Raw genomic sequence first — 21,924 nt, 5'->3', positions numbered from 1 at the left:
CGCTACGACGCGGCGCTGAGTGACAGGGGGACGGTGAGGGAAACGGGCGTGGCGACCGGCGTGTCGGTGCGCATGCCATCCAGGATCAGCACGACCGGGCCGGGCGTGCCGCCGAGCTCTATCGACACGCGTGACAACTGCAGGCGCGGTTCCCAGCGCATGAGCGCGGTGGCGGTCGCGGCGTACAGGCGCAGTCGTGTCGCGGGATGAAAGGGATGGTCGATCAGGTACGGCAGCAGCGAGCCGTACTCACGGCGCATCACGCGCGTGCCATAGGGCGTTTGCAGGATGTCGCTGATGGACTGCTGCAGATGGGCCAGCCCGTCGATGGCTTTGCCGGTGGTGGCATCGATACCGCGCATGGTTACGTCGGCTCGCCGGAAAGGTAGGTACCGGGCTGCACGCCTTAGGTCTTGTGATGCTGCAGGCTGATGGTGCCGGCGATCACGTCGTCCGCCGCTTTGATGCCAGCATCCACGGTGATGCTGTCGGTGACGTGCAATGCACCGGCAATGCGCGTATTGCCGGCGATGTTGATCCCGGCCGGTGCGTCAAGAATGATTTTGCCGCCCGAAGGCAACGCCACGCGGAGTTCGTGCTGTTCTGGGGCGTAGCTGATCAGTGCACCGTCGGGATATTGCGTGATGTGCGTGGTATCACCCTCGATCGGCGCGGGCGCGTCGTCCGCGTACAACGCTGGCAGCACCGTGCCGCGTGCGGTGTCACCACCCGGGCAAAGCAGAATGACCTGCTCGCCGACGCTAGGTGCCCACCAGGTACGCGCATCACTCGCGCGATAGGTTAGCCAGCGCAGGGGTTTGGTGACCAGTTCGCCGCTTTGAACCGTGCAGCGACGTGCCGCGTGATCGACGGAGGCGATCACGCCGTAGCGCAGCAGGTTTTGCAGCAGGCGGGAGAGTTCGACAAGAGCGTCCATGCCGGCATGCTGCCGACGTGGGGTCCTTGTGAGCGAGAAAAAAAAGCTGTACCAAAGTATTGGTACAGCTCTTTTCGCAACTCTATGGCGTATGAATAAGCTCGAGTTCGTCGAAATGCGGGTTGGTGATGCGAGGGGTTACGTTTCCTGCCAAATCCTCAGTTTGAACATAGTCTGCACTCCAAGTGACCTCGAAGGAGACAGGCGGCAAAAGGAAATCGTCCCAACGCCCGACCGGGCCACCTGGTCGGGGCGGTTGGGGGATAGTTGGCCAAGTAGATCCAACGGGAGGAGCAGTGCCCGGAAAACCGAGATTGAAGGAACGCAAATCCTCAGGTCCTAGTGGTTGCGAGCCGTAGACCCCAGATCCGCTATAACTTCCGGCCAAATTGAAAGCCGCCAATGCCTCCTGAGAAGGCGGGGCTGGCACCCAAAAGCTACCTACCAATTCGATATCAAGACGACACTGGAAGGAAACTCTTGTCATTTCCTTTCGGAGAAACACGGGTGGCTGAAATGTGCGCTTGAATACTCTTACGTTGTTAGCGTTAGGATAGCTATTTATCGATGCAGCATGCTTGGCTTCAATTTCTTGGTAAACGGATGCCCAAAAGGTTGCGTCGTCTTTCAATAAGGATACGGCCACAGACGGAAGCTGTTGGGCCAAGCTGGGTGGTATGTCAGAAGCAAGCACATTGAGCTCGTTGCTCAATGCATCAATATTCTCCACTACCTTGACGCGCTTGCCTTGTGTGCGCGCAAGAATGTGTTCCCTAAGCAATTCATCGTTGGTAACAACGATCGCCGTATCAGTCGTTTTGTCTATCACATCCGAACAAAACTGAAAGAACGTTTCTGCAACCACGGCATCCTTAAACCCTTTTTCCTTTGAATTGTCAGGGCTGAAAGGTAGTTGGCGAAATCCAGCTGCATACGTAAGTGCGTCCCAGTTCACGCGTGACATATCACATTCGACGACTGATACGCCGTGGCTATTCAAGTCTTCTTCCGCAAGATCGCTGATGCGTTTATGTACTTGGGAGATGTCCCAAAGAGCTTTGTTAAACAATCTCGGCATTTTTGAAGCGTGGGAAACCGCACTCTTTGCAGCTTCCCGCATGTGATGCTCACGCTCGTTTCGGACCATACGCGGTATTGCCCAGCTTAGATTGAGCTTTTTATGCTTCGGATCGTTGATAACGGCAATGACTTTGGATGGAAGAAAGTTGTCAGTTGTGCCGCTGGATTCCTGACCCTTGCCAGCAAATATCGCGTTTGTATCCAAGACGATATGCGTTTTGTGAACCCTTCTTGCCATTGCGGTGACCCCTCCCTGTGGCTAGATCCCTAGAATATAGTCGATACCGGGCGATTTGACGTGCAATTGAATCACTAAGGCGGAGCATCGTACGAAACCAACATCCACGTGCTGGTCGCTTCATTCCAGACGGCGTCCGCATGGTCGCTGGTCGGTGGCGGTAGCGTCGTCAATGTGTCAGGTAATTCAACTCCGGCGGGCAATGATGGCGCTCGTTCTGCGGTAGCTTTTACCCACAATGGATAACGACTGTAATCGGGCGCGGCGACCCATGCCCCCTGACCCTCATCCCACGCAGCACATTTGCAATCTTGGGAGCTATACGTCGGGGGAGTTATGCATGTAATGCCCGGTGGCAACATATTTCCAAGCGCAAGTGTATTTGGCACAGGAAGCGCTGTTTTGGTATCCCACAGCATGATGTAACGAAAATCATCCACCGCCTCCCATGTGCTGCCATCCTGTGCGAGACGACGCGCTTTCAGCGGCCCCGGATTGGAGCCAGGCTCCACAAAGGTGGCGTTGCTCGGCAATGGATACGTGCCTTCCAGCGGCGAGAGATAGGCTTCCAATTCGCCAAGATACTCGCGCGTTTTGGTACAGAACGTGTATGCCCGTTTCGTCGGCGGAAAATTTGTATCATGCATGGATGTGCGCTCCTCAATACGCAATGCAGTGGAGCAGGTAAGTGCCAGCAGGCAGGTTGTCAGTCCCGCCTGCAGCCGCGACCGTCAGCGTGTGCGTGTGACCACCCGCACCGCCGACACCGACGGTGTGGTTGTGATCGCCGACTGCCGCGACGTAGATGTTGTGCGAGTGGTTGCCGGGACCGTTCATGCCGATCGCGTGACCATGATTGCCTTGCCAATCGGTGGAGAAGTTGTGCGCATGATTGCCAGCGTCATTCGTTTGCCGCTGCATGCTACGGAACGATGGTCCACCACCGCCGACATAGCTCGATCCTGATCCGTCGCCGAAGATGTTATTCAACGTGACGTGTGAATGTTGTCCCTGCGCATCGGTCGAGCCGCTGTGTGCATGATTGCCTTGGCCGTCCGTCCAGGCGTAATGGATGTGATCGCCCTGCGCATCCGCACTGGCTGCGTGTGCATGCGAACCGGCATTACCCAAGCTCACGGTGTGCGCGTGATCGCCAACGGCCGCTGCAGAAGCCGTGTGGGTGTGCGACAGGATCGTACCGGCGTCGTACGTGCCGACCTTGGCGGCCTTGGTCGTCACTCGGACGGACGTGCCTTCGCGAAGATTCGGAATATTGAAGGTGTTGGTGCCATCGCCTGCCCCGTACGTCGTGCCGATGGCAGCGAACAGCGCTGCATACTGCGTGCGGGACAGCGCCGACCCATCGCACGCCAGGGTATTGGGTGGCGGCACGGTGGCGGCGGTGACGATAATTTGGCCAGGGACATACCGCGAGACGATGTCCAGTTTGGTGGCCAACGCTGCTGCTAGGCCGACGATATCGGCCATCGCATGCGTATGCGGCGTGGACGGAAACGCTGATGGCACACCGGTCAAGTTGCTCCATGCCTGATAAAACGCGCCTTCCTGGCCGTCCAGCAGATCCGCATCCAGCCCGTTGTTTGCGCCGGTGTCCTTGAGCGCACCACTTTTGAGACCAAGCCCGGCACGGAAGGCGATCGCATCCACCGCGGCCAGGAGCACCTTGACGAACTTGGTCGGCGCACTCGCACCAAGCCGATCATCCAGACCCGCCTTCAGCGTGGACGGCGTGATCGCGAGCGCGCTGTCCGCTCCGGCGACGGCATCGCTCGCGCTCGCCAACTGCACGACACCGGCCACGGCCGTGGTGGCTTTGTTGAGCTGGAAATTGGTATCGCCGAACACCAGGCTCGCCGCATTGATGTCCGCGAATCGCGTGTCGACGGCCAACAACAGCGTCGCCTGCGTGGATTTCTCCGCGAGCACGCCGGCCTGGCCGTAGACACCGAACAGCGTCCCATCCTGCAAGTACAGTCCAATGCCGCGAATGGTGTACGTGTCGGCGCTGTTGTCGCGGATCGTGACGTGCACGGTGTCGGCAGCTGTAGCGCCTCCACTCAAGGTGGAGAGCCGCTTGGATTCGCCGGGGAGCCTGGTGAGCGACGGATCGGGCGTGAAGGTCGCGGCTGTTAGGCCGACCGACGCCACCAGCACGGCATTGGTACCGTCGTGCTTGGCATTGACCAGGGCGGCACGGCCGGCTGTCGTGACGGTGAGGGTCAAGGCTTGCGGCATATCAGGGTTCCTCGGCGGGCGCGGTGAGATCCAGGCGCGCGAAGACACAGGGGCGTGCGACCACGGCAAGGCCGGTTGCCGCGTAGAGGTTCACGCCCTGCGTAAAGGTGAAGTGCGAGCGCACCGGTTTCGTGCGTATGACTTCCGCGATGACGTCATCGACGTACTGCGCGGTGGCTTCGGCACCATCGGCGCCCGATAGTGTCATCGACAACTCGAAGGTGTGCGGTTCGCCCTTCGGCTCCTTCTGCCACCACTCGGTGATCTCCACCGCACCGCCAAAGCTCTCGACGACGTCGCTCACGCTTTTGGCCGTGCCCTTGTGCTTCTGGATCTCAAAGGCGCTGGCAATGCGGGCGCGCTTGATGTGCTCGGGCCAATCGCTGCGCCAGGTATCGAGCGACAGTGCCCAGGCCAGCCACGGCAGCAGCGCAAGCGGGCATGTCTGGGGATTCCACAGGTCGCGGATCGGCACGGGCACGTCGGCGATGCGCGCCATGGCGGCTTCGAGCGAGCGCTCGGCCGGCGTGGCGTTGGGCGGCAAGAGACTATTCATCGTTGCCGCCATAACGGAGATCAATAGCCGTGCAGTACGCCGCTTGGGTCCGGCTGATCACCAGGCGATCGCTCGGTGAATCGAGATCCACACGCTGCATGCCAGGCACGTGAATCGCCGCATCGAGCCCGCTGCGCGTGATGTCGCGTCCGAGCTTGTGGGTGTCGACGACGAACTTGGCCAGGTTCCGGTCCGAGTTATCCAGCACCACGGCGCTATCCGGGCCGGCGAGCGTGTAGCGTGTGCCCACCACGCGATACGGGATGATCTCGGCGCTCTGCACGATGACCTCGTCGGTGAGCGGACGCACCTTGATCGACGACAGCGCGGCCATCACCACATCGAGCGTGGCTTGTGGTGCGGTGCCATCGCCCGTGCGCGACAACACCGTTACCAGCACCTGGCCGGGCGAGGGACTGGTCGCGCTGGCATCCAATACATCCGGGCTCGCGCTGAGGGCGTGGAAGATGTACGCCCCTTCGGGGCCGGCGACGGAGAAGCCTTCGGGCGAGAGGCGGATACGGCGCAGGTAATCCTCATCGCTCTCCATCATTTTAGGAATGCCGCGCGAGGGATCGCCCGGGTCCAAGGTCAAGCGTTCGACGTTGTAGAACGCACCGAGATTGTCGAGATCGTTGCCACGGGCGTAGGGCAGCATCACCGCTTTGGCGCCGTCATTGACGCGCTGGCGCAGCAGCATTTCCCGGTACGCGGCGACCTGCAGCACCTTGTACGCCGGATCGGATTCGGTCAGGGCGGTAAACGTACCATCGCGCGCACGCAGGTCCATCAGCATGTCCGCCACGATCTGCTCGAAGGCGATCGTCTCCACGACGGCGGGCGCCGGGAGCTGTGAGAGATCGACGGCAGTCAGGCCGGACATGGGAAACGGGTAAGGCGCCGAAGCATGCGCGCATGCTGCCGAGGGCGAACCTCGCGAGGCGAGCACAGGGCGATGTACCGGAGAGGTGGTACAGCGGTATCACCCTGTCGTGCAGCGTGTCGCGCAAGGCATCCTCACGGCACCACGTGGAGCGGCCGACATCGCGCGCGAACGCGATGCCGACCATCCAACCTGCAGTCATTCCTGCAAGCCGAACCGAAGGCTCCACACCCCGTCGACGGAGCCCGGCGAGGCTAACACGCCCGTCAAGAGAATCTACGGATGCAGGATGTTCGCTGCTCGCGCTGTGCGAAATTGCTCGCGCGCGCTCGTCGCTTCGATGCGATCGAAATCAAGTGCCCGCGTTGCGGCACGTTTAATGTGTTGAGGGCCGTTCCGAGCCCCCTGCCAGAGAGCCAGGGAGCGCCATGCGAGAACGACCATGCACGACAAAACCATTCCCTACACGCTTCATCGCGGCGACGCGTTACAGGTGCTGCGCACGCTGCCGGACGCGAGCGTTGATGCGGTGATCACCGATCCACCGTATTGCTCCGGCGGGCAGACCATGGCTGCACGCGCCAAGCCCACCGGCGAGAAGTACATCAACAGCGACGCGAAGACCAAGCTTCCTGACTTTGAAGGGGATTTTCGTGATCAGCGTGGATTTCTTGCCTGGGCGAGCCAATGGCTGGCCGAGTGCCATCGTGTCACGCGTCCCGGTGGACATCTGCTGACGTTCATCGATTGGCGCATGCTGCCGACGATGACGGATGCCGTGCAGGTCGCTGGCTGGGTGTGGCAGGGCATCGTGGTGTGGGACAAGACCAACGGGTGCCGGCCGCAACGCGGGCGTTTCCGTAGCCAATCGGAATACGTGGTATGGGCAAGCCGTGGATCGGTCGATACGCAGGCCCATCCAGTGGTGTTGCCGGGGGTGTTCTCCGTGCATCCCCAGCGCGGTGGCAAACGACACCAGGTCGGGAAACCGGAAGCGCTGATGGATCAACTCATGGCGATCGTCCCGCCGGCCAGTACCGTACTGGACCCTTTTATGGGAAGCGGCACGACAGGTGTCGCGGCGCTGCGCGCCGGACATCGGTTCGTCGGTATCGAAATGTCGGACGGCTACTTCGACATTGCCCGAGAGCGGCTGCCATCGATATCGTCATCTTGCGGTTAGTTTTAGTGTTGCCGGAAGCGACTGGCTTCCGGCGCTATTCTGCCGCGCGCCCGCCGGTAGAACCGGCCACGCCAGGCGGCGGTATAACGCATGTCACGCTATATCGATGGTGCGCTACCCGTTGGTAATAGCAGGTGGCGCCGCGATCGGCCATGAGATCGACCAAGGTGGCCCAGACCGTTTTCTCGACAGCGTTATCGGTGTGGGTGCAAGGAATGGCGAGGCTGTGACTCGGCCCGAGCATCGCCTCGAGGGCGGGCATTTCATCCAGGGTAATCTCAAAGCGATGCTGACCACCGTGTTCCAAACAAGCCGTAAAGTTCTTGACCGCCTTCAAATGCGTGACTGACATGGGGTGTCCTAGGACGCATAAGCAGTCGTTGGTCTCAAACTCTAGAAGTGCCTGCTTGAACCTGGCGCAACAAACACCTTGGTAACACGTGTTCCACTCGGCGTAGCCGACCTAGCGCGTGAGATGGTAGAGGAGGAGATCGCGCACTCGCTGTCGATCCTCCATGCTGAAGCCGAGCAACGCGCGTCGTGCATAGCGCACCCGTGGGCCGGTGGGCGTCACGCGATCCGTCAGACCGTATTGGTGCACACGTGCAATGCGTTCGGTTCGGCCCGTGAACGCTACCTCCGCCGCATCGGCCGTGGCGTTGGTTTTGAGGTATTTGGCCGTTCGCAGTTTCGCAAACATCTTTCCGCGCTTGACGCGCCCTGCCTTGTTGCGCAGCTTGGGTACTTTGCGCGGCACGTACGGTGTGCCATCGGGATTGCGTTGATCGGCAATCCGTTGCTGCTGACTTCGACGTAACGCGATCGCCACCGATTGCGCGAGCCGACGACGCTTTGCAGGGCTAGTGGCCAATAGCAACCCATCCACCCAATCTTCCAGCAGCGTCAGATCCGTATCGCTCATGCGGGCTGATCCCATTCCGCGATCAACGCGTCACGCAAAAACAACCGCCAATGTTTTGCCATCAGTAGTGGCTCAGGCATTGGTTCGTCAATGTGCGTGATATCCAGGCGACCATTGTCACTCTCGGCAACGATCACGCGTTCGGTCAACTTCAGCGTGAGGCTGAGATCACACGCGTCATGGCTGATGATGTCCGCTTCGAAGGTGATGCCATCGGGCCGCATGCCGACGTTGTCGAGCAGCTCCGGCTGATTGTCGCGCACCCACAGCAGGAGCGGCACCATCACGGTATCGGGATCGCCCGCATAATCGGTCAGGATGACGTTGAGCGTGTAGCTGTATTCGAACGACAGGCCCGGTACGTAGGTGGCGATCACCGAGCCCTTGTCCACGAACACCAGCAGGTTTTCGGGATTACGTGCGAGATCCGACAGCGCTGCCGTCAGCGCCTGGCGCAAGCTGGCCGGCTTCTTCATGGCGTGGCCTGGTTGGCGTGTACCCACGACTGCAGCGCCTTCACTTGCTCGATGGCCGCGTGACAGGTGACGTAGTTGTCGACGACGGTGCCGGCAAGGGTAGAGAGCGCAAGCCCGCTGGGCTGCGCATCAGTAGCTCCGGCGGGAGCGGGCAGGTCATTCGCGGCGGCGGCGTCGTGCACGCGCACAAAGCCAACAGGCACAGAGCAAGCAGCATCCGCTTGGGCGGTGACATAGACTGGGATCTCCTTGGTCAGCGTGGCGCCGCGCTCATACACGACGCGTACGCGGTCGACGTAACGCGTCACGATGTGTTCGCTGGCCTTAGCGGCGGCGAGTTGGTCAGCCAGGTCACGCTGCATAATGATGGCGGTGTCCGCACGCGCCTCAGCGAGCGCAATGCGTTGCTGCGTGACGACGTGATAGAGCCACAGGGCGCCGAGAAGGGCAGCGCCGAGCAGCACCTGGCGCAGCAGCGTCATGCGACCTCCGAAACAGGCGGCCGTGCGGCGGCATGGCGTGCATATGCCTTGGCGAGCTTCACATCGTAGAGGTTGTCGGCATACGCCGGACCGTTGTAGCTCCGCGCAAACGCCGTCCACTTGCGACCGCGCAGCGCCTTCAACAGCTCCGCATCGCTTTGCACGAATTGCATGAATGCTTGCAGCTGTTCGGCTTCGCCCTTGGCGAAGGCCGCGGCCATCTGTGTGGCGTTGGTGTAACCGAGCACCTTGGCGTGATAACCCATGACCTGGAAACGCCCCCAGCTACACGCTTCCATGGCGGGCTCACTGGCAATTGCCATGGCCTGCGCCAGGCGCGCGTATTCGGCGGCACCACCGACGTACCCACCACGCACCTGGCTCAAAATCGACGCCGGTGCATTCACGCTGACCGGATCGATACCGTATGCCTGCAACTGCCGCCAGAACACATGCCGCTCGAACAGGATCACCACCCGCCCATCCGGGAGGTAACCGGTACGCGGGCTTTCCACTTCGACCACCGCGTTGATCGCGGCGCTCTCGCAGCCGAGTTCCGCTGCCGCGTGCTCGATATCCGCTTGCCTCAGTGCACGCGGATCGACGGTGCCGAGCAAGGCGTCCTGCATGCGCGGCCCCGCGATGCCATCCTCGACCAGGTGACGGCTACGCTGAAACGCACGCACCGCGGTCTCGGTGGCCGGTCCGTACCAGCCGTCGATGGCGATTGATTGGCCAGCGCGATTCAATCGCTGCTGTAGCACGGTGACATCCGCACCGTGATCACCGGCGCGCAAAGGTTTAGTCGTCATGATTCGTCCGAAGGATGGCCGCGACATTGCCCTGTGCCGTAAGACTCAGTACGCACAGCACGAGCGACACGCCAAGATCACCGAGGTGAATGGGCGTGTTCGCATAGAGGCCCAACATGACACCCAGCGCCGTGCTGCCGGTGCTGACGATCAGCACCCAAGCGCACCCGCTAACCGCGAGGCGATACCGAGCACCGGCGCGTCGATACAAGAGCAGGCGCGCGCACGTGATGGCGTTCGTGGTGAAGAGCAGCGCAGTAAAGAGGTGGTCCATCAGGAGCCTCCCCGACGCAGCCAGGTGGTGAGGTCGATGGTCTTGATCCGCTCCAGCACCTGGACGGTGACGGCGATGGCGAATGCTGCAGCGAGGAATGCGGCGACACCCGTGGCCTGCACGCCGATGCGCGTCGCCACTTCCGGTGCCGCGAGGTAGCCGATGATCCAACTGATAAACAGGTAGATGCCGCGCGAAGTCATCGACACATCCCGCGCATGCAGCGCGACGAGGGCCGCGCCGGCAAAAGCGCCGACGATGGCATTGCCATCGATACCGGGCACCAGGGTGGCCAGGCCCACGCCGGTGGCGACGAAGGCGAGCGTGGTGGTGGTCGTGGGTTCGGCCATCGTGCGTCCTTCAGGTCCAGAGTTGTACCTGCGCCGTCACGGACTGCGCGGTTTGAGCGGTGTCGGGTAAGTGAACCGGATAGCCTTGCGGCAACACCGGGCCGAGATCGGCGAGGCCGGGATTCGCGGCGAACGCCGCTTCCGTCACGCTGGCGGTGCGCCCCAGCACGCGCTGACAGAGCGCATCGAGCGTTTCGCCCTGCAGCGCACGCACGATCATCAGAGCAGCTCCACCGTGGCGCGTGGACGGCCCAGGATGTCGCGAATCGCATAGCGGGCTTGCCGGCGGTAATCGTCGACGGACAATTCCATCGCTTCGGCACGCCGTTGTCCGGCATCGGTACTATCGACATCCCGATAGCGTTCGATCAGTTCGGCTTTCGCCGTCGCGTACACAGCGCGCTGATAGAGCAGTACCAGCCGCGAGGCGTCACCGATCACCTTGCTCGGCACGTCCGCAAGCGACGCGCGACCGAGCGCTTCCTGCTGGTGTTGCCACGCATCCAGTTCGTCCTCCACCGCCGACATCGCCAGCGCGACGCTTTCGGTGAGGCGCGCATCGGTGACGGTGCCGTCCAGACGTAGCACCGCGCGCACGTCGGCGAGGGCGATTGGCGGATACCAGTCGCCCGACCGGATCGCGGGCGGTTCAAGGTGAGGGGCGGTAGCGACAAAGCCGGACATCGGGATCTCTTCGATAAGGTGCGGCGGTGGTCGGTGGGTCATCCGGATGGGAGAGAGGTCATCGGAGGCCCACCGAGCCGCCGCGGCGCTCGGGGCGAGCTCAGGTCGCGACAACAAGCTGCTTCTGCAGCTTGCCGATCTCGGTCTTGATGCCGAGTCGCGGATTCAGGCGCAGCGCATGCTGCAGGTGGTCGAGGGCTTGAGTGGGACTGGTGTCGCGCAGTGCAAGCCCAACGGCCTTGTGCAGCTTGGCCCGTACTTCATCGGGCATGTCGCGCCCCTCACTCAGTTGCCCGACGCGCAAGAGCTGATCGACGGTGACCGTGGTGCCGGGCTTCTCGCTCTGATCGGCGATTTCCTCGACTACCAGCGTGGCGACGTCGCGCTGATAGTGCTCGGGCAGCTTCAAGTCGTGCTTCAGGAGATGCGCGGCCATGTCGAGCGCGGACTCCAGCGCACCGGTGTCGATGTGCCACACCATCAGCGTGGCGAACACATCGTCCTGCACCGGTTGATCGGCGTCGAGCACACCGGCAATCCATGCGTCGTATTCCGGCAAGCGCTGACGTTTGACCGCGATCTTCTGCTGGATGGACTGGATACTCTTCAGCACGCGCTTGTCTTCGGCGAGCTTGGCAAGCATCAAGTCGTAGGCGCTGCCGGTGAGCTGTCGCGAACCGGTGTTGGCGGCCAGGCTCGCTGCCTGGGCCGCCAACACACGCTCCCGATGACGCATGGCGGGGCTGGTCATCGTGGACGTCCTCAGTGCTTCAGCTCGATGTTTTCGAAGAGGGCCACCGTGCCGTAGTGCTCGACCACGTAAGCATCGTTGGAGGACTCGTAGTTCTCGATCTGGTCGCGCTCCGGTCGATCGCGCAGCAAACGGCGGCGAGCGCCTTCCTGCCAGTAGATGGAGAGATTGCTGAGCGGCGTCACCAGCACGGCGTTATCCGGGAAGCCCGGCACACGGATGGCCGGCAGCCCGCCCATCGCTTCGCGGCTGATCAGGATGTCGCTGGCCAACTCGTCCGTGGCGCGCTGGTCACGGTTGAGTTTCGCGAACATCTTGTCGTGCAGCAGCTTGCGCCCGCAGATGGCGACGAGATCCGTCGCATCACGGTACGGCTCCTCCAGCAGCATCACCGCGTCGTAGACCAGCGCGTCGATGTTGGCGTAATCGCAGCCAGCGACGGTGCCGACCTGGATCTTGCCTTGGGTCGCGCCTTCCTTCATCCAATGGCTGGGCGCCTCCGTGCGGATGTGCTGCAACCAGCCGATGTTCACGTCCTGCAGCAGCGGGTTGGCGGCGCGATCCGTGTCGGCGGCGACCTTCACGCCATTGAAGCCGATCAGGATGCGGTCCAGTGCCTGGCGCTTGATAATCGCGTCGCGCAGACGCGTTTGGAAATCAGGAAACTTCGCCCACGCATCGATCTGCTGGTATTTGATCAAGGTATCGAAGTCCGTCTTCTCGCAGCGATAGCCCTGATTCTTGAGATCGCTGACATCGCGCGGCATGCGGTCCTTGGTGCGCGTATCGGTGCGCCCGGCAATGGTGCCGGTGACGCCCAGCATCACTTTTTCGCCTTCCTGTTCCTGCACGCCGATGACGTTGATCTTGCCCAGGAAGTCACTGCTGGCCTGCAGTTGGTTTTCCAGCGTCTGTTGCACGGTCGGTGTCACGCTGAATTTGCTCGCGGCGCTGTCCACGCCATTGAGCTGAGCCACGCGTTCCGCGTAGGCGTTGAAGAGGCGGCGGGTGTCGTTACGCATGAAGGCTCCGGGGCGGGCAAGCGAGAATCGGAAAAGAAAGCGAGGGCGGATCAGCAGTCGGTTTGCAAGACGCCGCTACCGCCGGTGGCCGGCGGGCGTGGCGTAAACGCGGGCGTGGCCTCCAGTTCGGCACGCAGCGTGGCGAAGGCGGTACTGGTGTCCCTGCCGGCCTGCTCGATGGCATCCAGGCGGTGCGTGAAAGCGCAGAGCTGATCGGTGAATTGCTGGGTCGTCGTGGTCGAGTGCGAGGCAAGCTGCTCCAACGCCTCGGTCAGACCATTCAAGGCATCGCCCAGCTCGGTAAACTGCGCGTCCTGCACCTTGGCGTTGCCGGCGAGTTTCGCCAGGCGTTCCTTGATCGCGGCGAACAGCGTCGTGGTGCTATTGGTCGATTCCTCTTCCCACTCGATCTCGATGGGCTCGGCAGCAGTGAAGAGGTTGTCCGGCGACAGCTTGCGGCTCGCGAGCGGATTGGCGGAGGCCTGCGCTGCAAAGGTCAGCATGTCGGTGCCGAGGCTGGCCGGGCTGTCGGTGACACCGAGGCCCACCAGCTACGCGCGGCCGGTGCTGGCGAATTTCGGATTGACCTCAATGCTGCTGTAAATCTTCTGCTTGGCCTTGGTCATGCTCACCAGATCGGCCGTGGGCTCGATCTGCGCAAACAAGGCCAGCTTGCCCTTGAGATCGCCGTCGGTGATTTCTTCGGCCTTCACCGCTGTCACGTCGCCGTAGGCCTTGAACGGACCATCCGGCATCAGGCCACGGATGTGCTCGAGGAAAATGCGCGCGCCGTAGGTCTGCGGGTTGTAGGTCGCGGCGATGTCGCTGATCCAACTGCGCTCCATCGTGCGGCCGTCGGTGGTTGCGCCTTCGACGGCGACGCGGAAGAACTTGCTTTTGGCCATGGCCGACACCTCGTGAACGCAGCAACGTAAAAGGACGGGGCCATCCTCGACACCGCGCGTCGCGCGAGCAACGCGATAGCGCGGTACCAATCCACTGGTACCCAGCGCTAAGCGATCGATACGAGCGCGCGCGGGCGACGATGCGCGCATGGTGATGCCTGCTCCCGAAGTCGATCAGCGCCGCAGTGCGCGGGCCTTGTATTGGCAGGGATGGCGCGTGTCGGACATCGCGCAAACGATAGGGATCGCGCGCACCACCGTGGAATCGTGGAAGACGCGCGATGCATGGGACAAAGCGCCGGTGATCGAACGCGTCGAAACCTGCATCGAAGCGCGCATGGTGCAGTTGGTCACCAAAGATCCAAAGACCGGCAGCGACTACAAGGAAATCGATCTGCTCGGCCGTCAGATCGAGCGCCTGGCACGTGTGCGCCGGTACGAAGCACCCGGCGGGAACGAGGCGGATCTCAATCCAGCCATCGAAGCGCGCAACGCCGGCCCGAAGAAACAACCCAAACGCAACACCTTCAGCGAGGAACAGGTCGAGCACCTGCGCAAGACATTCCTCACTTCGTTGTTCGAGTACCAACACACCTGGCATCGCGCGGCGGACGAACGCACGCGCATGATTCTGAAGAGTCGCCAGATCGGTGCGACGTGGTATTTCGCGCGCGAAGCGCTGTTTGATGCCATCAGCACGGGGCGCAACCAGATCTTCCTGTCGGCCAGCAAAGCGCAGGCGCACATCTTCAAGCAGTACATCCGCCAGTTCGCGCTGGAGACCTGCGACATCGACCTCAAGGGTGATCCGATCGTCCTATGGAATGGCGCGCACCTGTACTTTCTCGGTCAGAACGCGCGCACCGCGCAGGGCTATCACGGCAATTTCTACTACGACGAGTTCTTCTGGACCTGCAATTTCGAGGAGATCAACAAGGTCGCCTCTGGCATGGCCATGCACAAGCAATGGCGCAAGACGTATTTCTCCACGCCCAGCGCTAAAAGCCATCTCGCGTACCCGTACTGGACGGGCGATCGTTACAACCGCCGCCGGCCAAAGGATCAACGGTTGGACCTCGTCACCACGCATGAAGCGCTGGTCGGCGGTCTGCGCTGCCCGGACAAGGTGTGGCGGCAAATCGTCACAATCGAGGATGCCGAGCGCGGAGGCTGCAGCTTGTTCGATCTGGATGAGCTGCGCATCGAGTACACGCCGGACGAATTCGCCAACCTCCTGATGTGTCAGTTCCTGGATGACGGGGACAGCCTCTTTACCCTGGCGATGATGCAAGGCTGCATGGTCGACAGTTGGGTGGACTGGACCGATCTGCAGCCGCTGGCGATGCGTCCGTTCGGGTATGCGCCGGTGTGGATCGGGTATGACCCCTCTCTGGGCGAGGGCGGTGACAGCGCGGGGTTGGTGGTCGTGGCGCCGCCCAGCAAGCCGGGCGGTAAATTCCGCGTGCTGGAACGGCATCGCCTGAAGGGGATGGACTTCGAGGCACAGGCGGATTTCATCCGCAAGATCACCAAGCGCTACAGCGTGACGTACATCGGCATTGATGGCACCGGCATCGGTGCCGCCGTGCATCAGTTGGTAGTCCAGTTCTTTCCGTTGGCACGGAAGATCGTGTATTCGCCCGATACCAAAGCGCAGATGGTGATGAAGGCGCAGAACGTGATCGGCAAGGGACGGCTGGAATTCGACGCCGGCTGGACGGATCTCGCCCAATCGTTCATGGCCATCCGCAAGACGCTCAGCCACAGCGGCCGACAGGTGACCTACACCGCTGGCCGTACCGAAGACACCGGCCACGCGGATCTCGCGTGGGCCTGCATGCATGCCCTGATCAACGAACCCCTGGAAGGCGCGACCGCGCGCAATACCAGTTTGCTGGAGATTTTCTGATGAGTGAGTCCGTGACGATGCCGCGTATCGAGGCATTTGCGTTTGGCGATCCAACGCCCGTGCTTGATGGGCGTGAGGTGCTCGAGTACATGGAAGCGTGGCGCAATGGGCGCTGGTACGAACCGCCGGTGTCGCTGGAGGGTTTGGCACGCTCGTTTCGTGCAACACCCCATCATTCCAGTGCGATCTATGTGAAGCGCAACATTCTGGTGTCGTCGTTCAAGCCACACCGCTTGCTGAGTCGCGAAGCGTTTGCGCGTTACGTGCTCGACTATCTAGTGTTCGGCAACAGTTACCTGGAAGCGCCCAAAAATCGGTTGGGCAAGGTACAACCGCTGCAACCGTCCCTGGCGAAGTACATGCGCCGTGGGTGTGATGATCTAGACACCTACTTCATGGTGAAAGGGTGGAAGACGGAGTACGAGTTTGCGCCGGGTTCGGTGTTCCATCTGAGGGAGCCGGATGTGCATCAGGAAATCTATGGTGTGCCGGAATACCTGGCGGCGTTGCAAAGCGCTTGGCTCAACGAATCGGGCACGTTGTTTCGGCGCAAGTATTACCTCAACGGTTCACATGCTGGGTACATTTTGTATCTCACCGACGCACTATCCGATGAAGCACAAGTCGATGCGATCAAGACGGCGCTCAAGAACAGCAAGGGGCCGGGGAATTTTAGGAACCTGTTTATGTACGCGCCCGGCGGCAAGAAGGATGGGCTTCAATTGATGCCGATCAGCGAGGTGGCCGCCAAAGATGAGTTCTTCAATATCAAAAATGTGACGCGCGATGATGTGCTTGCTGCACATCGCGTACCGCCGCAGTTGCTTGGCTTGGTGCCGACGGGCACCACCGGCTTCGGATCGGTTGTGCCCGCTGCACAGGTGTTTGTTGTTAACGAGCTTGTGCCATTGCAAGCACGCCTGAGTGAGCTGAACAACTGGATCGGAGAAGAGATACTTAAGTTTTCTCCATACTTAATAACTGACTTGTCCGGTAACCCTTCAATAGCAAGCAGCTAACAAGAATCACCCCCCTCACCAAGCGGTCTCTCTTAAGATCGCTTGAACAAACGCCAATTATTTGGGAGTGAACCGCCCCGGGATTCGTGGAGGTGCGTGAGGTCCATAGCCCATACGGGTCACAGTACGTGAGCGGATTGTCATCGACATAAATATGGCAATATAAAATGCGTCCTGAGGCCCATTAACCACATTCGGGCGCGTGTTTTGCAGCCTCAGTTCGTCTCTTCCCAAAATTAGACACTTCATCCTCGGCGGTCTGCCGCCAGTTTTGATCTTTCATTCGCGCGATTCGACTGGACAACACAGCAAGCAATTGCTTATCACCCGCTACATCGTACTGACCCATCATGTCGATCATTCCGAGCAGCGCGGCGATGTCACGCAGACTCAGGTCGTCGGGTTGTGTGTCCAGTTTCGAGCGGAGAAGCTTCACCGCAGGCGGCCCGTTCAATGCGAAGCAAGGCGCAAGGTATATGGCCGGCGGATGGTGAATCTGATTGCCAAAAAAAAACAAGTCCAGTTGGTCTTCCAAGGAACGCCGGCGAAACGTCTGAGTCTGTTGGTTGACAGGTTGATCGTAGAATTTGCGTGCCGCCGCTAGTTTAGCGTGCTCCATCCCATAGCTCGCACAGCCACTGATGAACATAAAGATGCATAGAACCATGATCCGCGCGCTTATTTTCCACATGAGCAATTCGTCCCGGCAGATTTAAGATCGTTAAGAATTTTGCTTCCCATGGCATACGCAGGCTTTTCATATTTACTGTCTTCGGCGTAACCACTGCGAACCGACCAAAGGTACGAGACCCAAGTCATACCTTGACGATATTGGCCCACATGAACCAGTTCGTGCCCCAAAATCGATAGCCCCTGTGGCGTGCCTCCGGGGTAGGCGCCAGGTCTAAAGTAAATATCGTTTCCCCTGGTGATTCCGGCCATGTCTTTCGGCGTGTACCAAGGAACGCTTCCATCGTGGACGTCCGCGTTATCCAGATCGATCTTGGGAATGTACGGGCTCAGGAGACTCTTTTCGCAGTCGTTGAGCGCGCGCAGCCCAAGTGGGTCAACATCGTTGATCGGATTTCCCCCGACATAGGCATAGGTGTTAATTCCTCCATCCAATCCAGATGGATCACTCTCCAAATATTTCCCTACGCCTGAGCTGTAGTCCCGAAACCCGTTGCTCCATATACCCGTTTCAGAATCGTAATACTGTCCCGGAAATCCTAAATTCAGCGGCACCGCATTATTCAGGACCACAGTGCGATCGAAAGCAAAGTTATGTGCACGCCACACTATGGCCTGCGAAGTATCGGTCATCGCCTCTGGCCGGCCCAGTTGATCATCGTGAATAGCCAGTACCTGTCCACCGTACACGCGTCCGATCAGACGGCCGTTGAGCCAGACGTAGTCAATCCAACCGTTGCCTTGGTTTTCGGCCATCAGCGAGCCTAAACTGCTTGGCGCAAAGATCGTAGAAGTACCGTTCACCGTTTTTTCTAAACGCTGCCCTTCCGGATTCACGTAATACGTGGCGCCGTTAGCGGCAATCAGCCGATTGAACGGACTATAAGTAAAGGTAGGAGTGCCCGATACCGTAGTGAGGTTACCATTTGGGTCGTAGCCATAGCTGACATTGCTACCACCAGAAAGGCCGGTGACCTGATTATTGGTAGAGCTGGTGCCGACAGTGTTGGAAGTCCCGTTCACCACCTGAGTAATGCGGTTACCATTCGCGTCATATTGGAAGGCCTCGTTGTCCGCGTTGCCATAGGCAACAGTGAGGCGGGACATAGCGTCGTAACCAAAGTTTTGCGTCATCGAGCCTTCTACGCCATTGTTGATGCCAACAATGCGGTTGGCAGTATCGTACGAAAAACCGAGACTTTGTACGTTGCCGGCATTGATGGACGTCAAGCGCCCATCGCTGTCGTAACTGAGAGTATTTGCAATACCGTTGCTAGATGTCCACTGCGTCATCGCAGCATCGCCTGGCTGGTAAGTAACGTTGGTCGCGGTGTTGGTTACATTGCCGCCTACACTCAGCTGTACGCTCGACACTACGCCATTGGTATAGCTATACACAGCCTGATTGCCATCAGGATAATTCACCGCCGTTACATGCCCAGTAGCATCATAGTTGTAACCTAGCGCATAGGTTATGCCAGCAATGGAAAACCCACGACCGGAAAGCCAGCCTTCCGAAGTGTAGGTGTACGAGGTGCTGCCCGTGTTGTCGCTGAGCGTACACAACCGGCCGACACCATTCGTGCACGAGTCATAAGTGAAGACTTGCGTTTGGCCCCCCGCGCTTAAGCTCACCGTGCGACTCAGGCTGTCATAGCCGTACGTGGTCGTCGTGCCATCTGCCCGCGTCATCGAAGCAGGGCGGCCATAGGCATCGTAGCTATAGTTCGTCGTACCAGTATCCGGGCTCACCTGCTGCCACAACTGTCCCAAGCCATCGTAGTTGTAGTTGGTGATCAGACCGCGCGGATCAGTCACGCTGGTTACGTGATCGCCTGCGTCGTAGCCTATCTGAGTTACGGTGGGGGTATCAGCCAATGCAATCTGCGGCGTGATGGCATACCCCGTAAGAGCTGCGCAAATGATTGCTGATAATCGGCGCATAGGATGGCTCATCTTTGTACCACTCGGGGATGACTGGTCAACCTTGGATAAATGAACATGTTTCATTACGGCGACCCCGTGGTTTCGGCTTCCATGGTGGATGTCGAGGACGAAATATTTGCCCCGATGGCATTAAAGAAATCGACGCGGAGCTGGTAGATACGCCCACGAGTGGGTGCCGTCTGCGGCCAGGTGGCCGTGGTGTACTGAGTTACCGGATTGCTGCTGACCGCCACCGGTGATGCAGCCGCATTCGAAATGCCGCCTCCTGCATCCCCATCGCCGGCTGGGACACCCACATATGTCCATGTGTACTGCACCGAAACCGCCGCAGCTGGTACAGGGCCTGATGCTTTGACCAAAGGATGTCCTGACCCGATCGTGGAGCACATCACAATGAAAGCTTGCCATGTATTGCCGTCGGCCAGCTGATAGCCCAGAGCTGCATGCCCTGACTTCCCAACCGCAATATCGCAGGGCGCCCCATAGGACTGTCCATTGCTTCCTACGGGAATGTTTACGGTCACGGTGACTGCCGCGCTCCAGGGACCGGAACCGATCGTGTTGTAAGGCTGAACTTGATAAGCGTAAGTACCCGCAGGGCGACCCGACGTGCTCCAACTGGTTGCGCTACTGTTTTGAACCGTGGTCCATGCGCCGCCATTGACGGACTCTTGCAGCACATAGTTAGTAGCGTCGGTGACCCCATTCCAGCTGATAGAGAAGCTTCCATTACCGTTCGTGCCTGGCGCACTAATGGAAGGCGCACTGCTCGGCGCCAGCGTCACTGCAACACTGGCAACGGCGCTGAAAGGACCGCAGCCGCCAATATTGCATCCCCGCGCTTCGTAGCCGTACGTTGCGGTCGCATGACCGCTCGCATTCCAACTTTGAGCCGACGTGTTCTGCACAGTGGACCAGCCGCCGCCATTGACCTGCTCTTGCAGCTGATAGCTAGTGGCGGCACCGACGCTCGTCCAGCTGATGCCATAACTGCCGCTGTGATTGGTCGATGGCGCGGTCAATGCCGGGGCACCGGTCGGTGGCAACGTCACTACAACGGTGCTGGAGGGGCTCCATGGACCGCAGCCTAGACTGATACAGGCAGCCACCTGGTAGGCATAGGTACCTGCGGGCCGTCCCGTCGTGCTCCAACTGGTGGAGGAGGTGCTCTGGACGGTAGTCCAACTTCCGCCATTCACCTTCTCCTGCAGGGTGTATGTTTGGGCGCCACTAACGCCAGTCCAACTTACGGTAAATGCTCCAGTGTTATTGGATGCCGGCACACTCAGCGTGGGTGCTGTCGTCGGTACCAGCTGAACGCTGATGGAGCTTGTGGCGCTATAGCCGCCACACCCGGCGCTATTGCATGCCCTTACTTGATAGCCGTAGGTGCCGTTTACCTTGCCCGCGGAGCTCCAATTGGTCGCTCCATTGGACTGCACGTCTGACCACGCGCCGCCATTCACCTGTTCTTGCAATTCGTAGTACGTGGCATCCGACACCGCAGTCCAGCTCACGGCGTAACTTCCCGTGGTACTGGTCGCTGCCAGGCTGATCGAGGGAACACCAGTAGGCGGAAATACCGTTGCTCCGCCGCTTTCAGTAATTTTTTTCGCGCGGTTCAGTTCATCGTACTCATACGCGATGACGTGGCCCGCAGCATTGGTGGCGGAATGAATGTTTCCATTGCCGTCGTAACTGTAGGTCACCGATTGACCGTGGTTGCCGTTCTTTTGATAAAGCCTGCCGAGTTCGTCATAACTCGCTGTCCAGGAGAGACTCACATTGCCAGAGCGGGCCAGCGTATATGACGTGACGTCGCCCATCGCGTCATACCCAAACGTCTCGGTGGAAGCACCGTCCTTGTCGTTATGGGTGATGGTCTGCAACACGCCTCCAGCGTTGCGGTTCCAAGTGGTCGCCTGGCCGTCCGGATCGCTCTCGCTGTTTACTAGCCCAAACTGATCGTAGGTATAGGTCCAGCGCGCAGCGCTGCCATTGGGATAGGTGGTTCGCGTCATTAGCAGGCCGCGGCCGTCGTAGGTGAAGTCGGTTGCGTCACCGTTGGGTCCTACGACATGGCCCGGCTCATCGAGCGCATTGTAGTTACTGTATGTCGTGGTCTGACCCAGCCCATTCGCTTGCGAGACTAAGTTACCTAGTGCGTCGTAGGTATAGACGTCGGTATCGCTGTTATTCGGCGAGGGATGAGCGACCGACATGGTCTTAACCATGCCATTGGGATAGAGCGTGTATGTGTAAGTGGTCGTGAGCGTCTGCCCTTGTGTGCCGTTAGCGGTAAGATTTTTGACCGACACGGATGCTAGGCGGTTTTGGGCGTTATAGCTGTAGAGCGTCTGAGACAAACCAGCCACCGTAACCGAAAGGAGGCGATCGGTACCAGGCGTGCTATCCCATTGATACGTGGTCGTGCGAGCAATGCTCGTACCTGATGCTTCTACCGTCTGCTGAAGCTGGCCGGTGGCGGCGTATAGATACGTCGTCGTGTTGCCATTGTTGTCGACCTCCGACTGCATATTGCCATTGC

At 59.9% G+C, this 21,924-nt stretch carries 24 protein-coding genes and 2 pseudogenes; 4 read left to right on the top strand and 22 right to left on the bottom strand.

Annotated elements, in window-relative coordinates; translation table 11 throughout:
• Positions 1-2: 2 nt before the first annotated feature.
• The 7 genes from VJR68_RS11390 to VJR68_RS11360 all read right to left on the bottom strand — a co-directional run bounded on the left by VJR68_RS11390 (position 3) and on the right by VJR68_RS11360 (position 5,950).
• Positions 3-362 (bottom strand): GPW/gp25 family protein, encoded by a 360-nt coding sequence (locus VJR68_RS11390; RefSeq protein ID WP_324147791.1) that lies wholly within the window; start codon positions 360-362, stop codon positions 3-5.
• 44 nt (positions 363-406) lie between these two features.
• Positions 407-937, bottom strand: a complete 531-nt coding sequence (locus VJR68_RS11385; protein WP_324147790.1) for a phage baseplate assembly protein V — start codon at positions 935-937, stop codon at positions 407-409.
• Positions 938-1,019: 82 nt separating this feature from the next.
• The gene (locus tag VJR68_RS11380) at positions 1,020-2,222 is read right to left on the bottom strand and encodes a hypothetical protein (protein WP_324147789.1); all 1,203 of its coding nucleotides are present in this window, start codon (positions 2,220-2,222) and stop codon (positions 1,020-1,022) included.
• A gap of 107 nt (positions 2,223-2,329) precedes the next feature.
• Entirely contained in the window at positions 2,330-2,902 is a 573-nt protein-coding gene (locus tag VJR68_RS11375) for a phage tail protein (RefSeq protein WP_324147788.1), read from the bottom strand.
• Positions 2,903-2,915: 13 nt separating this feature from the next.
• Positions 2,916-4,511 carry a tail fiber protein gene (locus VJR68_RS11370; RefSeq protein ID WP_324147787.1) on the bottom strand — a complete coding sequence of 532 codons (1,596 nt, stop codon included), beginning with the start codon at positions 4,509-4,511 and terminating at the stop codon, positions 2,916-2,918.
• 1 nt (position 4,512) lies between these two features.
• Positions 4,513-5,067 carry a phage tail protein I gene (locus VJR68_RS11365; RefSeq protein WP_414647771.1) on the bottom strand — a complete coding sequence of 185 codons (555 nt, stop codon included), beginning with the start codon at positions 5,065-5,067 and terminating at the stop codon, positions 4,513-4,515.
• Positions 5,060-5,950, bottom strand: a complete 891-nt coding sequence (locus tag VJR68_RS11360; protein ID WP_324147785.1) for a baseplate assembly protein — start codon at positions 5,948-5,950, stop codon at positions 5,060-5,062. The genes VJR68_RS11365 and VJR68_RS11360 overlap by 8 nt, the downstream gene beginning before the upstream one ends.
• 282 nt (positions 5,951-6,232) lie before the next feature.
• Between VJR68_RS11360 and VJR68_RS22055 the strand changes: the two genes are divergently transcribed.
• Both VJR68_RS22055 and VJR68_RS11355 read left to right on the top strand, forming a co-directional pair.
• Entirely contained in the window at positions 6,233-6,475 is a 243-nt protein-coding gene (locus tag VJR68_RS22055) for a Com family DNA-binding transcriptional regulator (protein WP_414647770.1), read from the top strand.
• Complete coding sequence (locus tag VJR68_RS11355) at positions 6,393-7,133, top strand: site-specific DNA-methyltransferase (protein ID WP_324147784.1); 741 nt, start codon at positions 6,393-6,395, stop codon at positions 7,131-7,133. Before VJR68_RS22055 ends, VJR68_RS11355 begins: the two co-directional genes overlap by 83 nt.
• Positions 7,134-7,167: 34 nt before the next feature.
• Here VJR68_RS11355 and VJR68_RS11350 read toward each other — a convergent pair whose 3' ends face one another.
• From VJR68_RS11350 to VJR68_RS11295, 12 genes and pseudogenes are all read right to left on the bottom strand, one after another.
• Positions 7,168-7,485, bottom strand: a complete 318-nt coding sequence (locus VJR68_RS11350; RefSeq protein ID WP_324147783.1) for a hypothetical protein — start codon at positions 7,483-7,485, stop codon at positions 7,168-7,170.
• A 111-nt stretch (positions 7,486-7,596) separates the two neighbouring features.
• Complete coding sequence (locus tag VJR68_RS11345) at positions 7,597-8,055, bottom strand: phage virion morphogenesis protein (RefSeq protein WP_324147782.1); 459 nt, start codon at positions 8,053-8,055, stop codon at positions 7,597-7,599.
• Complete coding sequence (locus VJR68_RS11340) at positions 8,052-8,531, bottom strand: phage tail protein (RefSeq protein WP_324147781.1); 480 nt, start codon at positions 8,529-8,531, stop codon at positions 8,052-8,054. Before VJR68_RS11340 ends, VJR68_RS11345 begins: the two co-directional genes overlap by 4 nt.
• The gene (locus VJR68_RS11335; RefSeq protein ID WP_324147780.1) at positions 8,528-9,013 is read right to left on the bottom strand and encodes a hypothetical protein; all 486 of its coding nucleotides are present in this window, start codon (positions 9,011-9,013) and stop codon (positions 8,528-8,530) included. Before VJR68_RS11335 ends, VJR68_RS11340 begins: the two co-directional genes overlap by 4 nt.
• Complete coding sequence (locus tag VJR68_RS11330; RefSeq protein WP_324147779.1) at positions 9,010-9,825, bottom strand: N-acetylmuramidase family protein; 816 nt, start codon at positions 9,823-9,825, stop codon at positions 9,010-9,012. Before VJR68_RS11330 ends, VJR68_RS11335 begins: the two co-directional genes overlap by 4 nt.
• Positions 9,815-10,099 carry a phage holin family protein gene (locus VJR68_RS11325; RefSeq protein WP_324147778.1) on the bottom strand — a complete coding sequence of 95 codons (285 nt, stop codon included), beginning with the start codon at positions 10,097-10,099 and terminating at the stop codon, positions 9,815-9,817. Before VJR68_RS11325 ends, VJR68_RS11330 begins: the two co-directional genes overlap by 11 nt.
• Entirely contained in the window at positions 10,099-10,449 is a 351-nt protein-coding gene (locus VJR68_RS11320) for a putative holin (RefSeq protein WP_324147777.1), read from the bottom strand. Before VJR68_RS11320 ends, VJR68_RS11325 begins: the two co-directional genes overlap by 1 nt.
• Positions 10,450-10,459: 10 nt before the next feature.
• Positions 10,460-10,669, bottom strand: a complete 210-nt coding sequence (locus tag VJR68_RS11315) for a tail protein X (RefSeq protein ID WP_324147776.1) — start codon at positions 10,667-10,669, stop codon at positions 10,460-10,462.
• Positions 10,669-11,133, bottom strand: a complete 465-nt coding sequence (locus VJR68_RS11310; protein ID WP_324147775.1) for a head completion/stabilization protein — start codon at positions 11,131-11,133, stop codon at positions 10,669-10,671. Before VJR68_RS11310 ends, VJR68_RS11315 begins: the two co-directional genes overlap by 1 nt.
• Positions 11,134-11,233: 100 nt before the next feature.
• A complete protein-coding gene (gene gpM / locus VJR68_RS11305) occupies positions 11,234-11,884 on the bottom strand; it encodes a phage terminase small subunit (RefSeq protein WP_324147774.1) in 651 nt (216 codons plus the stop codon).
• 11 nt (positions 11,885-11,895) lie between these two features.
• Complete coding sequence (locus VJR68_RS11300) at positions 11,896-12,906, bottom strand: phage major capsid protein, P2 family (protein WP_324147773.1); 1,011 nt, start codon at positions 12,904-12,906, stop codon at positions 11,896-11,898.
• 50 nt (positions 12,907-12,956) lie between these two features.
• Positions 12,957-13,820 (bottom strand): annotated as a pseudogene (locus VJR68_RS11295) (GPO family capsid scaffolding protein).
• Positions 13,821-13,959: 139 nt separating this feature from the next.
• Between VJR68_RS11295 and VJR68_RS11290 the strand changes: the two are divergent.
• Both VJR68_RS11290 and VJR68_RS11285 read left to right on the top strand, forming a co-directional pair.
• Complete coding sequence (locus tag VJR68_RS11290; RefSeq protein WP_324147772.1) at positions 13,960-15,720, top strand: terminase large subunit domain-containing protein; 1,761 nt, start codon at positions 13,960-13,962, stop codon at positions 15,718-15,720.
• On the top strand, positions 15,720-16,739 hold the full coding sequence (locus tag VJR68_RS11285; protein WP_324147771.1) for a phage portal protein: 1,020 nt from the start codon (positions 15,720-15,722) through the stop codon (positions 16,737-16,739). Before VJR68_RS11290 ends, VJR68_RS11285 begins: the two co-directional genes overlap by 1 nt.
• A gap of 184 nt (positions 16,740-16,923) precedes the next feature.
• Here VJR68_RS11285 and VJR68_RS11280 read toward each other — a convergent pair whose 3' ends face one another.
• The 3 genes and pseudogenes from VJR68_RS11280 to VJR68_RS11270 form a co-directional block, all read right to left on the bottom strand.
• Positions 16,924-17,430, bottom strand: coding sequence for a hypothetical protein (locus tag VJR68_RS11280; protein WP_324147770.1), 507 nt, complete (start codon positions 17,428-17,430; stop codon positions 16,924-16,926).
• Positions 17,418-19,373: an RHS repeat-associated core domain-containing protein gene (locus VJR68_RS11275; RefSeq protein WP_324147769.1), complete on the bottom strand. Its 1,956-nt coding sequence runs from the start codon at positions 19,371-19,373 to the stop codon at positions 17,418-17,420. The genes VJR68_RS11280 and VJR68_RS11275 overlap by 13 nt, the downstream gene beginning before the upstream one ends.
• A gap of 65 nt (positions 19,374-19,438) precedes the next feature.
• A pseudogene (locus VJR68_RS11270) lies at positions 19,439-21,924 on the bottom strand (hypothetical protein); the annotation flags it as partial.

Origin of the sequence: Dyella sp., from assembly GCF_035277725.1 — a bacterium.
Taxonomy (GTDB): domain Bacteria; phylum Pseudomonadota; class Gammaproteobacteria; order Xanthomonadales; family Rhodanobacteraceae; genus Dyella_B.
Note: the sequence above shows the minus strand (reverse complement) of the source record. Positions and strands in the feature narration are given on the sequence as shown.

Excerpts from the sequence above, each read along its gene's own strand:
- VJR68_RS11390 (WP_324147791.1), bottom strand. The coding sequence starts at position 362 with ATGCGCGGTATCGATGCCACCACCGGCAAAGCCATCGACGGGCTGGCC.
- VJR68_RS11385 (WP_324147790.1), bottom strand. The coding sequence starts at position 937 with ATGGACGCTCTTGTCGAACTCTCCCGCCTGCTGCAAAACCTGCTGCGC.
- VJR68_RS11375 (WP_324147788.1), bottom strand. The coding sequence starts at position 2,902 with ATGCATGATACAAATTTTCCGCCGACGAAACGGGCATACACGTTCTGT.
- VJR68_RS11370 (WP_324147787.1), bottom strand. The coding sequence starts at position 4,511 with ATGCCGCAAGCCTTGACCCTCACCGTCACGACAGCCGGCCGTGCCGCC.
- VJR68_RS11365 (WP_414647771.1), bottom strand. The coding sequence starts at position 5,067 with ATGAATAGTCTCTTGCCGCCCAACGCCACGCCGGCCGAGCGCTCGCTC.
- VJR68_RS11360 (WP_324147785.1), bottom strand. The coding sequence starts at position 5,950 with ATGTCCGGCCTGACTGCCGTCGATCTCTCACAGCTCCCGGCGCCCGCC.
- VJR68_RS22055 (WP_414647770.1), top strand. The coding sequence starts at position 6,233 with ATGCAGGATGTTCGCTGCTCGCGCTGTGCGAAATTGCTCGCGCGCGCT.
- VJR68_RS11355 (WP_324147784.1), top strand. The coding sequence starts at position 6,393 with ATGCACGACAAAACCATTCCCTACACGCTTCATCGCGGCGACGCGTTA.
- VJR68_RS11350 (WP_324147783.1), bottom strand. The coding sequence starts at position 7,485 with ATGTCAGTCACGCATTTGAAGGCGGTCAAGAACTTTACGGCTTGTTTG.
- VJR68_RS11345 (WP_324147782.1), bottom strand. The coding sequence starts at position 8,055 with ATGAGCGATACGGATCTGACGCTGCTGGAAGATTGGGTGGATGGGTTG.
- VJR68_RS11340 (WP_324147781.1), bottom strand. The coding sequence starts at position 8,531 with ATGAAGAAGCCGGCCAGCTTGCGCCAGGCGCTGACGGCAGCGCTGTCG.
- VJR68_RS11335 (WP_324147780.1), bottom strand. The coding sequence starts at position 9,013 with ATGACGCTGCTGCGCCAGGTGCTGCTCGGCGCTGCCCTTCTCGGCGCC.
- VJR68_RS11330 (WP_324147779.1), bottom strand. The coding sequence starts at position 9,825 with ATGACGACTAAACCTTTGCGCGCCGGTGATCACGGTGCGGATGTCACC.
- VJR68_RS11325 (WP_324147778.1), bottom strand. The coding sequence starts at position 10,099 with ATGGACCACCTCTTTACTGCGCTGCTCTTCACCACGAACGCCATCACG.
- VJR68_RS11320 (WP_324147777.1), bottom strand. The coding sequence starts at position 10,449 with ATGGCCGAACCCACGACCACCACCACGCTCGCCTTCGTCGCCACCGGC.
- VJR68_RS11315 (WP_324147776.1), bottom strand. The coding sequence starts at position 10,669 with ATGATCGTGCGTGCGCTGCAGGGCGAAACGCTCGATGCGCTCTGTCAG.
- VJR68_RS11310 (WP_324147775.1), bottom strand. The coding sequence starts at position 11,133 with ATGTCCGGCTTTGTCGCTACCGCCCCTCACCTTGAACCGCCCGCGATC.
- gpM (WP_324147774.1), bottom strand. The coding sequence starts at position 11,884 with ATGACCAGCCCCGCCATGCGTCATCGGGAGCGTGTGTTGGCGGCCCAG.
- VJR68_RS11300 (WP_324147773.1), bottom strand. The coding sequence starts at position 12,906 with ATGCGTAACGACACCCGCCGCCTCTTCAACGCCTACGCGGAACGCGTG.
- VJR68_RS11290 (WP_324147772.1), top strand. The coding sequence starts at position 13,960 with ATGGTGATGCCTGCTCCCGAAGTCGATCAGCGCCGCAGTGCGCGGGCC.
- VJR68_RS11285 (WP_324147771.1), top strand. The coding sequence starts at position 15,720 with ATGAGTGAGTCCGTGACGATGCCGCGTATCGAGGCATTTGCGTTTGGC.
- VJR68_RS11280 (WP_324147770.1), bottom strand. The coding sequence starts at position 17,430 with ATGTGGAAAATAAGCGCGCGGATCATGGTTCTATGCATCTTTATGTTC.
- VJR68_RS11275 (WP_324147769.1), bottom strand. The coding sequence starts at position 19,373 with ATGCGCCGATTATCAGCAATCATTTGCGCAGCTCTTACGGGGTATGCC.